Source organism: Dyella acidiphila (assembly GCF_014863405.1).
Taxonomy (GTDB): Bacteria; Pseudomonadota; Gammaproteobacteria; order Xanthomonadales; family Rhodanobacteraceae; genus Dyella_B; species Dyella_B acidiphila.
Window position 1 is genome coordinate 249,316 of record NZ_JACZZA010000005.1, and the last position, 12,717, is coordinate 262,032.

Sequence of the window (12,717 nt, forward strand, 5' to 3'; positions counted from 1 at the left end):
GGTCAATAGAACAGCAGCGCGATGCCGCTGAAGATGCAAACGAAAAAGGCCAGCCGGAACAGTGCCGGATGCCAGATATAGCGGTACAGGCCAAAACGCCCCACCGTCCAGTCGAACATCAGCAACAGCACCAGCGAGAGCACGAACCACAACAGCAGCCCGGGCACCAGCACGCCGCCGAGGGCAATTTCACGCGACATGGGGAACTCCCTGGGCAAGTTTCTTGGTTTGCATGTATTGGCCGAGCACGGATTGATCGTCGACCAGCGCCAGCCGCAGCAGGTGCAGGTAATCCATCAGCACCTGCATGGATGCGTCCGCGCGGGTCATGGTGGTGGCGACATCCAGCGCATGCAGGGCATGTTGGTAGCTGGCCGCGCTGGGCAATTCGTAGAGCCGGGCCAGTGCATCGATGGCGCGTGCAATGGCGCCGTGGACCTCGCCCGGCAGCTCGCGGTTCATCATCTGCACGCGCAGTTCGATCAGCGTGCGGCCCATTTCGTGTACGGACAACGCCCACGCCAGCAGATTGCGCGATGCCTGGCTGCCACGCTCGGTCTGCGCCACGATCTGGCCGAACAGATCGTGGTTGAGGCTTTCGAAGCGGCTGCGCAGGCCCATCAGCGGCGCGGTGGCGGCAAAGCCGACCTGGCGACGCAGGCGATCGAGCTGGCGATGGACCAGCCACATGCTGCCGATCGCCGTCGGCACGAACACAAAGGCGATGCCCGCGGAAGCCACGCCGATCAGCTGGGCGAGCATGTCGTTGAGGGTTTGCAGAACGTTGAAGTCCATCTGGTTCTTCACGCCCAGGATGTAGGCGCAGCCAATGCCGTAGCCGACCCCGATGCGGATGGTCCGCGGCCAGTCCATCAGTACCAGGCCGATCATCAGGAACGGTGCGCTGCCGACCACCAGCAGCGGGAAGCCATCCATTTCAGGCAGCACGAAGAACACGCAGACGAAGCTGGCGACCATACCCAGCAGATAACCGATGAAGGTTTCCCGCACCGCCAGCGACGGATTCGGCGCCGATGCGAACAGGCCGGCGAACACGGAGGCAATCAGCATCGCCGACGAACCGTACGGCCATGCGGAGCCGATCCAGAACACGCTGAGCGCGCCCATCGCCAGAACCGTGCGCAGGAAGGCCAGGCTGGCGCCGATGTAGTCGTTGCCACGCTCGAAATGCACGCGCTCGGCGGTGCCGCTGATCAGCGGCGTCTGCAGGGCCGAGGCGGTATCGACGTAGTCGCGCAGTTCGCCGACAAATTGCTCGGCCAGGGTGACGCCGGTATCGAAATCCAGCAGGTCGCTGTCCGAGCGCATGTCGGCGCGCAAGGCGGGCTTGTGCAATTGCATGGCCTTGCGTGCATCGTCCAGGCGCGGCAGCAGCACGCGCGCGGCGGCGCCGGCTTCGATCGGCGCATCCAGGGCGGCGCTGATCGGTGCGTAGAACGCGATCAAGGCATCCGCCGGCGTCTGGTGGCCGCTGCGCTTGAGCCGATTGATCAGGTGATGCAGCGATTGCATGCTGGTGGAGGCAGCCATGAAGCGCTGGTTCATCAGCATGATGTGGCCGCTGCGCGCACGCGCTTCGGGGTCTTCGAAAATCACCGAACTGCGCAGGTCTTCCAGGGTGACGACCTCGCGCACGAAGCGCAGGTGCGCGTTTTCCATATCGTCGCGCGCCACCTTGCCGCACAGCGCGCGATGCAGAAATCCGATAAAGCTGGCGAATTGCGTGCGTGCCAGCCGGCGCATGTCGTCGCGGATGCGGCGCGGAAAGACCAGGTCGTGCACCGCGCCGGATACGGCCAGGCCCAACAGCACCTCGCTCAGGCGCGCCACGGCGGAGTCGAAGACGCCCAGCGGATGATCGATCACTGGCAGCGCGACGATTGCCGCGGTGTAGCCGGCCAGCACGAAGGCGTACGCCTTGAAGTTGCGGTACAGCGTGGCGCCGCCGGCACAGGCGCCGATCCACAGCGACATGGCGGTGAGAAACAGCACGCGCTGCTGCGGAAACAACGCAATCAGCAGGAAGCCGGCCATTGCACCCACCACGGTGCCGATACCGCGGTAAAAGCTTTTCGCCAGCACCATGCCGGTCTGTCGGTTGGCCACGATGATGGTGGTGAGCATGGCCGTGGACGGCTGCGGCAGCGCCAGGCGCATCGCCAGCCAGCCGGTGATGTAGAACGCCAGCAGCGACTTGAGCACGAACAGCCAGGTGGCCGTTTCCTCGCGCAGGGTCGCGGCGATGAGTTCGCGCCGGCAGGCGATCGCTTCCTTGGCCTCGATTACAGACATGGCGCTACGTTCCTCATTCGCCCAACCCGCCAAGGAACTTCTTCAACAGCTTTTCGAACTGCACTTGCTCGGAGGCCGTAAGCTGACGCGCCTGCCGCTCGACCAGACTGCAGATATCCGGCAGAAAACTGTCGATCAAGGCCAGTCCCTTGGCCGTCAGGCTCAATTCGATCTTGCGCCGGTCATCGGCGCTGGCCGTACGGGTGATCAGTCCCTTGTCGCAAAGCTCATTGGTCAGGCGGGTGATGTTGGCCGACTTTTCCCCCGCCGCATCCGCCAGCTCCGACGGCGACATCGTACCGCTGGCGGTGCCATACAACATCATCATGAGGTTGTATTCGGGGTGATTGACCCCGTGCGGCTTGAGCGAGAGATTGGCCTCGTCGTTCAGCAGCTTGTAGATGTGCTTGACCAGCCGGACCAGGGTGGCCGGGCGGCGCGGGAAGTCCGGATAGCGGCGGCAAGTCACTGCCAGGCGTTGTTCGGTGGAGGCAAAATCGGCCATGGAGGCACCCCGGTGCGGCGGATCTACTTCAGAAGTAAATATTATATAAATGTAATATTTAAGAGTAAAGGAGTGTGCCGCAGCCGGGGGTGGCGCGCTATGGGATGAGTCAGAAATGAGCGGCTTGGGGGTGTTGGGTTACGCCTGCGGCTAACCCAACCTACGCGCACCGTGTCGGCGTGCCGCAATGGGCAGCTATCTGCACGCGCGTTCCCCCGTCATCCCGGCGAAAGCCGGGACCTAGCGTCTTTCGTGCGCCGAAGTCACTGGGTCCCGGCCTTCGCCGGGATGACGGATGGCGGGAATGCATTGCATGCACTGGCGAACAGGCGGGAGTTTTCAACACCGCCTGGCGTCCAGGTTATGCGCCAGTGGCGAGCTGCTCCCGCGCCTGCATGGCCAGTTCGAACGAACGCTTGCGCTGGGCATGGTCGAACACGTTGGCGGTGATCATCAGTTCATCGGGGCGATGCCGTTCGATAAAGGCCGCCAGCCCTGCCCTCACCGTGTCAGGGCCACCCACCACGGCGCAGGCAAGTGCATGTTCCACGCCATGCTTCTCGATCGGCGACCAGAAGCTTTCGATATCGTCGATCGGCGGCGGAATCAGGCCCGGGCGGCCACGGCGCAGATTGGTGAAGCTCTGCTGCTGGGTGGTGAACAGGCGCCTGGCTTCCTCATCACTCTCCGCCGCCACCACGTTGACGCCCAGCACTGCATGCGGCGTGGCCAGGCGCGCGGAAGGCTTGAAGTCGCGGCGGTAGAGCATCAGCGCCTCGTCCATGGCATCCGGTGCGAAATGCGAGGCGAAGGCGAACGGCAGGCCCAGTGCCGCAGCGAGTTGTGCACTGAACAGGCTGGAGCCGAGCAGCCATACCGGCACCTCCACGCCCGCACCGGGCACGGCCTGCACCACCTGCCCCGGCACGGCCGGCTCGAAATAAGCCAGCAGCTCGCGCACATCGTTGGGGAAGGTTTCGGCACCTTCGTAATAGCGGCGCAGTGCGCGCGCTGTGGGCTGGTCGGTGCCGGGCGCGCGGCCCAGACCCAGGTCGATGCGCCCCGGATACAGCGACGCCAGCGTGCCGAACTGCTCGGCCACCTGCAGCGGCGCATGGTTGGGCAGCATGATGCCACCCGCCCCGACGCGGATACGCGAGGTCCCGCCGGCGATATGCCCGATCAACACTGAGGTAGCCGCGCTGGCGATGCCCGGCATGTTGTGGTGTTCGGCCAGCCAATAGCGCGTGTAGCCGAGCTGCTCGGCCCAGCGCGCCAGATCGAGCGAATTGGCGAACGCCTGCGAGGGCGTACTGCCCTGGGTGACGGGAGCCAGATCGAGTACGGAAAAGGGAATCATGCCGGAGGGCCTCGGAGGTGAGGCCCTTATCTGGGGGCGACGCGCTTCAATCCCAGGGCCGTACGTTCAGAACGCCTGCTGCGACGGGTATTGGCCGGTGAAATCGTTGTCCCACAGGAAATTGGTAAACGACACGGTGACCGAGATATCCAGCCCTTCCACAAAATGCCAGCAGCCCACCGGCAAAAACAGTACTTCGCCGGGATTCAAAGTACAGGAAAGCACCTGCACATCGTGCATGCGCGGATAGCGTTGCAGATCGATCTGGCGGCCATCCACGTGCGTGAAGCAATGCTCGTGGTTATAGACGTTGGCGATCTCGCACGCCGGCATCAGCAGGATGCGCTTGCGCCCAAGCACCTGCGCCATGAAGTTGTTGGTGAGATCGTGATGGAACGGCGTGACCGTACCGGCCGGCCCGAACCACAGAAAACCCTGGGTGGAAGCGCTGCCGTCGAGGTAAGCGGGAATCTGCACGATGTCCTGCCACAGCACATCGAGCGCCTGGCGGTTCTGGCCTTCGTTGTAGGCCGTCATGTAGAAGTTGTTGCTGTGGCCGGCGTTGCGTACCAGCTCGACATAGTCGCCGAACGACATGGTTTTGCGATGCGCGGTCTTGCGCAATTCGTATTGCGCATCGGTGTCGCGGCCGAACTGGATCTCTACGTCGCGATCGCCGCAGCGCTGCTTGAAGTAATCCAGGTTCCAGCGCTGTAGCGCCGGCCAGTCTTCCATCATGCCGGTGATGATGACCGGGCGGCCCGTGCTGTAATAGCCATCCAGAAATTCCTCGCGCGACAGCTGATGCCTGCGCGGCACCTCCGCCTCGCGCAGGCGGTTCATGCGGCGCTGCGTGTCGAGCACCCAGTCGCGCTTGCCGAGCCGATTGCGCAGGCGCTGCGCACCCGCAATGTAGGGGCTGCCTATCGCCTGCTGCAGCTCCTGCACGGCCTCGTCATGCGGAATGCCGGCGTGCAGCATCTGCTCGTAGATGGCCTGCGGCGGTCCGTCCAGCAGCAGGTTTTCCGCGATCCAGCGGCGCCACTCGTTATCGACGTGGATAACCGGCCTCAATTCGACCTGAGCCATGACTCCCCCTCGCGATCCTGCCTGCCGGCACCCCTGCCGGGGCATCGAGCTTAGCGGCAGAAACGTCATGGCGAAGTGGACGCCGTCGACGGATCGGAGACGCCCACGCTGCCAACCGCACCCTACTCGGCCAGGGCCGCATCCACGATTTTTTGCGCTTCGCTGAGGATGGCCTGCAGGTGCTCCTCGCTTTTGAAGCTCTCGCCGTAGATCTTGTAGATCTCTTCGGTACCGGACGGACGCGCCGCAAACCAGCCGCTGGCCGCCATCACCTTGATGCCGCCGATCGCCGCGTTGTTGCCCGGCGCACGATCCAGCACCTGCTCGATCTGCTCGCCCGCCAGCTCCCGGCTTTGCAGCTGCTGCGGCGACAGCTTGGACAGGCGCGCCTTCTGCGAGCCGGTGGCGGGAGCGTCGATGCGGCTGCAATACGGACGCCCCAGTGCGTCGGTAAGCGCGTCGAACAACTGGCCGGGATCGCGGCCGGTGCGCGCGGTCATCTCGGCCGACAACAGGGCCGGCACGATGCCGTCCTTGTCGGTGGACCAGACCGTGCCGTCATGGCGCAGCATCGAGGCACCGGCGCTTTCCTCGCAGCCGAAGCCCAGCGAGCCTTCGAACAGGCCGTCGGCGAACCACTTGAAGCCCACCGGCACCTCATACAGCCGGCGACCCAGCCGCTGGGTGACGCGGTCGATCAGCGAGCTGCTCACCACCGTCTTGCCCACACCCGCCTGGCCGCCCCACTGCGGGCGATGGCGATACAGGTAATCCACCATCACCGCCAGATAGTTGTTCGGCAGCATCAGGCCGCTGCTGCGCGCCACGATGCCGTGGCGATCGTGGTCGGTATCGCAGCCGAAGGCGACGTCGTAGTCGTCCTTCAGGCCGATCAGGCGCTGCATGGCGTACTGCGAGGAAGGATCCATGCGGATCTTGCCGTCCCAGTCCACGGTCATGAAACGGAACGTGGGATCGACCGTTTCGCTGACCACGGTCAGGTCGATGCCGTAGCGCTGCGCAATCGGCTGCCAGTAATGCACACCGGCACCGCCCAGCGGATCGACCGCCATGCGTACGCCGGCATGGCGGATCACGTCGAAGTCGATCATGTGCTGCAGGTCGTCGACGTAGTGCGTGAGGTAATCGTGTTCTCGCACCTGCGTGGCACGGCGTGCCTGCGCATACGGCAGGCGCTTGACGCCATCGAGCCTGTTTTCAAGCAGCGCATTGGCGCGCTTTTGAATCCAGCCGGTGACATCGGTATCGGCCGGACCGCCGTTGGGCGGGTTGTATTTGAAGCCGCCATCGGCCGGCGGATTGTGCGACGGGGTCACCACGATGCCGTCGGCCAGGCCGCTCGTGCGGCCGCGGTTGTAGACCAGGATCGCGTGCGACACGGCCGGCGTGGGCGTGTATTCGTCGCCGGCGGAAACCATCACCGCCACGTCATTGGCCACCAGCACTTCCAGCGCGCTTTCGAGCGCGGGACGCGATAGCGCATGCGTGTCGATGCCGATAAACAAGGGACCGTCGATGCCCTGCTGCCGGCGGTAATCGCAGATCGCCTGGCTGATCGCCAGCACATGCCATTCGTTGAAGCTGCGCTCGAACGAGCTGCCGCGGTGGCCCGAGGTGCCGAACGCCACGCGCTGGGACGGCTCGGCCGGATCGGGCTGCAGATTGATATAGGCGTCCAGCAGCTTGCTTACATCCACCAGCAGGGATGCAGGCGCGACCTTGCCGGCCAGCGTATCGACTTTGGCATTCACGTGAACAAAACCCTCGGCATCTGGATATCGCCGCGTATTATCGGCGAGCGAACATAAACTGTTCGTAGTGAGACCGCCTGCGCCGGTGGCGCCCGTTCAGGCCGCGGGCGAGGCCGTGGTGCGCAGCAAGTCGGGCGCGAGCGCTTTCAGGTCGGCGATGGCATCGATGATGCGATTCGGGGCCGGTTCGATCCGGGCCAGATCGGCTATCGCCGCGTAATGGCCCTGGCGCACAAATACCGTGGTGAGCTTGTCGCCGAGCTTGCGCTTCATCGCCGCGAGCAGGTTGGGCTTGTCGTCCACCATCACATAGTGCTCCGCCGGATAGCGCGCCTGCATCGCATCCAGCGACAGTTCCTTGTGCACGAAGATCAGCACCTCGCCGCGCACCGCGCCGTAGATGCCGGCGCGATCGATCTTGTGCGGCTGGAACACGATATCGCCGTCGGAGAGGATCACCGAGCGGCCCAGCTTGTTGAGTGCCTCGATGGTCGACAGCGCACCGGCAAACACGCGCTCCTCGAACGGATAGTCGAGCAGCCAGGCGGCAGTGGCCAGCAATCCGGGCCGCGCATCGCTGTCGCGCCGGAAATGCTGCAAGGCGCCCAGGTAATCCGCATAGCCCACGGTGTCGCGCAGCTGTTCATACACGGCCCAATAGCGGTCGCACTCTTCCTGACCGAACTGCTGGGTCAAATGCGCACGCAGGTCGGCGGCAAAGCGGTCGTTGTCCAGCAGGGTATTGTCGACGTCCAGCAGGAAGACGGTGGCGGATGCGTTTGCAGCTTGGTTCACGAAAGATGTCCAGAAAGTATTGGCATGCCGTGGGTGCACCTGCGGCGCGCATGGCCGGGCCAGTATGCCACCCCGGCGATTTCAACGTGTGGAAACCGTGAAACAAGCCCATTCGCAGGCTTGCGCGAGATCTTGCTTTGGCACCAAGATCGCATAACGGACTGACATCAAGGTCGCCGACAACTGGGGATAGACATGCGATTGCTTAAGGTAATGGGCTGTCTGGTTGCTGTTGTGCTGGTAGGCGTATTTACCGATGCGCCGATGGTAGCGGGGGTTCGGGCCAAGACGCCCCATGTGTCGCAGACTGCTGGCGATACGCTCGCGGCGATTCAAAAGCGCGGCGTGATCCGCGTGGGCGTAGCGCTCAATGCGCCCTGGGTACTGCGTGACAAGAGCGGCCAGTGGATCGGGCTGGACGTGGATCTGGCCCGCCAGTTCGCGCAGGACATGCATTGGCAGATCGAACTGGTGCCCACCACCTGGGCCACCGCCATCGACGACCTGCGCGCCGACCGCTTCGATCTGCTCGCTGCTGGCCTGAGCGTGACGCCACAACGCGCGCTGCTGCTGAAATACAGCCATCCGTACGGCAATTTCGCGCTGGGCCTGGTAGTGAACCGCAAGGCGCTGGGCAAGGATGACCTGCTCACGCTGCAGACCGGTGCGGGGCATCACAAGGTCGGCGTATTGTCCGGCACGGTGACGGCCGCGGCGGCGAAGGAATATCTGGGCAACAGCGAACTGGTGGAGCTCAATGACGAAAGCAAGGCCATCCAGGATCTGCGCAGCGGTGCGCTGGATGGGCTGATTGCCGAACAACCGCTGCCGGATGCGCTGGCGCATTCCTATCCGGATCAGTTGCACACGCTGGACGTCAGCACCTACGGCAAGACCGCACACGCCTTCGCGGTGCGGCAGGAAGATCAGGATCTGGCCGACGTGGTCAATGCGTGGCTGACCTATGAAGACGCAGCCGGCTGGATCCAGTCGCGCAAGGATTTCTGGATCCGCAGCGCGGCGTGGGTCGAATTGATGTAAGGCCTGTTTCGTCTGCACATAACGGGCCCCGCCTCGACCTCAGGCGGGGCCCTTTCGTTTTACAGATGCCCGTTGCTGAGCTCGTCCGCCAGCCGCGGCAGGTTGTAGACCTTGCGCACCGCTTCGACCAGGGCGGCCGTATCCACCGCCACGGCGCGATTGTTGCTGCCGTCGTAGACGAAATCGCCACCCAGCGAATGGATATTGCCGTCGAAGATCAGGCCCACGGCATGCCCTTCGCGATTGATCACCGGGCTGCCGGAGTTGCCGCCGATGATGTCGTTGTCGGACACAAAGTCCATCGGCGTGGACAGATCCAGCTTGCTCTGCGCCTTCACCCAGCTGTCCGGCAGTTTGAACGGATCGGCGCCGGTAGCGCGCTTGTACAAGCCATCGAAATGGGTGAACGGCGGCACCGGCTTGCCGTTTTCATTCCAGCCCACCACCTTGCCGTAGGACAGGCGCATGGTGAAGGTGGCATCCGGATAGCTGGACATGCCGTCGCGATCGAAGCGTGCCTTGGCGATCGCCTCGTTGGCCTTGTCGGTGGGCGCAACTACGTCGTCTTCATAAGACTTGCGCACCTGGCGCGATTCCGTATCCACCTGGCGCGCCAGCGCAATCATCGGGTCGCTGGAGGCTTCGATGGCTTTTTCGCCGCCATCCCAGAGTTGCTTGCGTACGGCCGGATCGGCCAGCTTGCTGCCGCTGACCAATTGTTGCGCGCGCTGCTCGGGCGAATCCTTGCCGAGCACTTCGTGCACGGTGGGATCGTCGGCACCGAGCGACTGGCGCAACTTGCCCAGCGACCAGGCCATCAAGGTCTGCTCGTAGGCCGGATACACCGGCACATCCGATTCCACCTGCTGCTGCACCGCCGGCAGATTCGCATCGCGATAAGCCGGCAGGCGTTCGGCATCCGGCTTGGCCCGCTCGGCTGCAGCACGCACCAGCGTGCGCGCATCGTTGAACAATTCGCCGAACTGACCTACGCCCAGTCCGCGCTCCAGCATCATGAAGCGCGTGGACAGATCCTTGCCGCGCTGCTGCGCTTTATCCAGCTCGGTCCAGGGATCGCCGTACTTGGCACGGCGCTCGGGCGTGGCAGTCATCCATTGGCGCAAGGATGCATCCTGCTCGCGCTTGTGCTGAACAAAACTATCGTCGCCCAGGGTCTGCAGCCAGCCGTTGTAGACCTTGATGGCGTTCTCGATGCCGAACTGCAGTTCCTGCGATTCCTTGGTCTGCTGCTCGCCGCCGCGTGCGTATTGCCACAGCATGCCGCGCAGCTCCGACAGGATCGCGTAGCCCGGCACGATATTGAAATCGCGCGTGGCCGAAAGCTCGATCCAGCTCAGGCCGCGCCGGGTCGAACCGGGATTGCCGACCACGAAGGTCATGTCGCCCGCCTTCGGCCCCTGCGTATCGAACTTGAAATACTGCGGTGTGTTGGCCGGCTTGCCGTCGACATAGGCGCGGAAGAAGGTGACGTCCAGGTCGTAGCGCGGGAAGTTGAAGTTGTCCGGATCGCCGCCGAAGAACGCGATGCTCTGCTCCGGCGCAAACACCAGGCGCACATCCTGGTAGCGGCGATATTTGTACAGCGCATAGCGGCCGCCGTTGTAGAGCGTAATCACATCGCAACGCCAGGTCTTGGCATCGCCGTTCACGCAGGATTGCTCCAGCTTGCTATCCACCGCGCGCTCGGCCTTCACGCGATCCGCACCGGCCTTGCCATTGGTCGCGGCATTCACCTGCGCGGTAACGTCGGTGATCGATTCGAGCTGGTTGAGCTCGACATCGGGGCACTTGGGCTCGTCGTCCTGCTTGAGCGCGATATAGCCATTGGACATGTAGTCGGCATGGCCCTTGGAAAGCTGCGAGAGGCAGCCGTTGGCGCAGTGGTGGTTGGTCATCACCAGGCCGTTGGCCGACACGAACGAACCCGAGCAACCTTCGGCCAGACGCAAGGCCGCATGCTGTACCAGGTCGATCCATTGCTGGCCGGGCGTAAATCCGTATTGCTGCTGCATCTGCTTGATCGGCAGATGATCCATGGTCCACATGCCTTCGTCGGCCATCACTGCCCCGCTGCCGGCTACGCACAGGCCGGCCAGCGCCAAACCCAACATCTGCTTCATAGCGATCTCCCCTCAGCGAGCGAGGATCCGCCATGGCCCTCGCAATATCTTGAGTATGAGATCGACGTTACAACATAACAATGTGACCAATGGCAGAGGGGCGCCACGGCCCCTCTGCGCGCGCATCAATGGGCACCCGAGGCCGCCGCCGATGCATCGTCGTTGCCACCGGCATGGCCCGGACGCTTGGTGATCCACAGCAGCCCGACCAGGGCTACAAACAGGATGCCGGAGATATAGAACAGATCGTCCACGCCAAGCTGCGCCGCCTGCTGGTCGAGCACGCGATTGAAAATGCCGTACGCCTGCTGCGCATCGACACCGCCCTGCTGCAAGCGATGGGTAAATTGCTGGAATACCGGGTTGTAAGCGGTGCTCACTTCATTGAGTTGCGCATGATGCAGGATCGAGCGGTGATCCCAGGCGGTCTGGAAAATGGAGGTGCCGATGCCGCCGCACAAAATGCGCAGGAAATTGGACAAGCCCGATGCCGCGGCAATCCGCGACGGCGACAGCCCGGTAAAGATCACGCCCAGCAACGGCACGAACAGCGTAGCCAGGCCGACGCCCTGCAACAGGGTCGGCATGATCAGCGACCAGGGATCCACATCGCTGGTGTAGTTGGCACGCCAGAGAAAACAGGCGGCAAACGCCAGCAGCGAGATCGACGCGATCATGCGCGGATCCATCCGTGCCATCAGCTTGCCGGTGAACGGCGTAAGGATCACCGCGACCAGGCCTGCCGGCGCGAGCACCAGCCCGGCATCGGTGGCGCGATAGCCGATATTGGTCTGCAGCCATAGCGGCAGCAGCACGATATTGGCGAAATACAGTCCGTATGCCACCGCCAGCGCGATGGTGCCGGCGCTGAAATTGCGCAGCTTGAACAGGCTCAGATCGACGATCGGGTGCGTCTCGGTCAGCTCCCACGCCACAAAGTAGATAAAGGCGATGGCGGAGGTCACGGCCAGGGCGATGATCGTCGGCGAGTTGAACCAGTCCAGATCCTTGCCCTTGTCGAGCATGATCTGCAGCGCACCCACCCAGACCACCAACAACAGCAGGCCGAGCTTGTCGATCGGCAATCGATGCGTGGCCGATTCGCGCTCGCGGAAAATCCACCAGGTGGCCGTCACTGCCAGAATGCCTACCGGAATATTGACGTAGAAGATCCACGGCCAGGTGTAGTTGTCGGAAATCCAGCCGCCAAGAATCGGGCCGGCCACCGGTGCGGCCAGCGTGGTCATCGACCACAGCGCCAAGGCCACCGGCGCCTTGCTGCGTGGAAATGCCGCCAGCAGTAACGATTGCGAAAGCGGAATCATCGGCCCCGCCACCGCGCCTTGCAGCACGCGCGCCAGCAGCAGCAACGGCAGATTGGGCGCCGCGCCGCACAGCCACGAGGCCAGCACAAACAACACCGTGGCACTGATAAACAACCGCACCTGCCCGACCCGCTGCGACAGCCAGCCGGTCAGCGGCAAGGCAATCGCATTGGACACCGCAAACGAGGTGATCACCCAGGTGCCCTGGTCCGAGGACACGCCGAGATTGCCGGAGATGGTCGGGATCGACACGTTGGCGATCGAGGTGTCGAGCACGTTCATGAAGGTCGCCAGCGACACCGCCACGGTGCCGATCGCCAGCTTGGCGCCCTGCAAGGGCGGATGATCGATGTGTTTGTCGCTCATGGCGGTGCCC

Annotated in this window: 10 protein-coding genes; 1 reads left to right on the plus strand and 9 read right to left on the minus strand. The window is 63.6% G+C overall.

Annotated features, from left to right (window positions below; translation table 11 throughout):
- Positions 1-2: 2 nt before the first annotated feature.
- From IGX34_RS10550 to IGX34_RS10580, 7 genes are all read right to left on the minus strand, one after another.
- Complete coding sequence (locus IGX34_RS10550) at positions 3-200, minus strand: DUF1656 domain-containing protein (RefSeq protein WP_192555679.1); 198 nt, start codon at positions 198-200, stop codon at positions 3-5.
- Positions 190-2,313 (minus strand): FUSC family protein, encoded by a 2,124-nt coding sequence (locus tag IGX34_RS10555; protein WP_192555680.1) that lies wholly within the window; start codon positions 2,311-2,313, stop codon positions 190-192. Before IGX34_RS10555 ends, IGX34_RS10550 begins: the two co-directional genes overlap by 11 nt.
- A 13-nt stretch (positions 2,314-2,326) precedes the next feature.
- Positions 2,327-2,818, minus strand: coding sequence for a MarR family winged helix-turn-helix transcriptional regulator (locus tag IGX34_RS10560; protein WP_192555681.1), 492 nt, complete (start codon positions 2,816-2,818; stop codon positions 2,327-2,329).
- A 361-nt stretch (positions 2,819-3,179) separates the two neighbouring features.
- Positions 3,180-4,178, minus strand: a complete 999-nt coding sequence (locus tag IGX34_RS10565) for an LLM class flavin-dependent oxidoreductase (protein ID WP_192555682.1) — start codon at positions 4,176-4,178, stop codon at positions 3,180-3,182.
- Positions 4,179-4,244: 66 nt separating this feature from the next.
- Complete coding sequence (locus tag IGX34_RS10570) at positions 4,245-5,267, minus strand: cupin-like domain-containing protein (protein ID WP_192555683.1); 1,023 nt, start codon at positions 5,265-5,267, stop codon at positions 4,245-4,247.
- 122 nt (positions 5,268-5,389) lie between these two features.
- The gene (gene pgm / locus IGX34_RS10575) at positions 5,390-7,039 is read right to left on the minus strand and encodes a phosphoglucomutase (alpha-D-glucose-1,6-bisphosphate-dependent) (RefSeq protein ID WP_192555684.1); all 1,650 of its coding nucleotides are present in this window, start codon (positions 7,037-7,039) and stop codon (positions 5,390-5,392) included.
- A 96-nt stretch (positions 7,040-7,135) separates the two neighbouring features.
- Positions 7,136-7,834, minus strand: coding sequence for an HAD family hydrolase (locus tag IGX34_RS10580; RefSeq protein WP_192555685.1), 699 nt, complete (start codon positions 7,832-7,834; stop codon positions 7,136-7,138).
- Positions 7,835-8,029: 195 nt separating this feature from the next.
- Here IGX34_RS10580 and IGX34_RS10585 point away from each other — a divergent pair, with 195 nt between their 5' ends.
- Positions 8,030-8,875 carry a substrate-binding periplasmic protein gene (locus IGX34_RS10585; RefSeq protein ID WP_192555686.1) on the plus strand — a complete coding sequence of 282 codons (846 nt, stop codon included), beginning with the start codon at positions 8,030-8,032 and terminating at the stop codon, positions 8,873-8,875.
- A gap of 59 nt (positions 8,876-8,934) precedes the next feature.
- On the opposite strand, the gene IGX34_RS10590 is transcribed toward IGX34_RS10585, so the two are convergent.
- On the minus strand, positions 8,935-11,016 hold the full coding sequence (locus IGX34_RS10590) for a S46 family peptidase (RefSeq protein ID WP_192555687.1): 2,082 nt from the start codon (positions 11,014-11,016) through the stop codon (positions 8,935-8,937).
- 125 nt (positions 11,017-11,141) lie between these two features.
- Positions 11,142-12,707, minus strand: a complete 1,566-nt coding sequence (locus IGX34_RS10595; protein ID WP_192555688.1) for a DHA2 family efflux MFS transporter permease subunit — start codon at positions 12,705-12,707, stop codon at positions 11,142-11,144.
- Between the last annotated feature and the right edge of the window lie 10 nt (positions 12,708-12,717).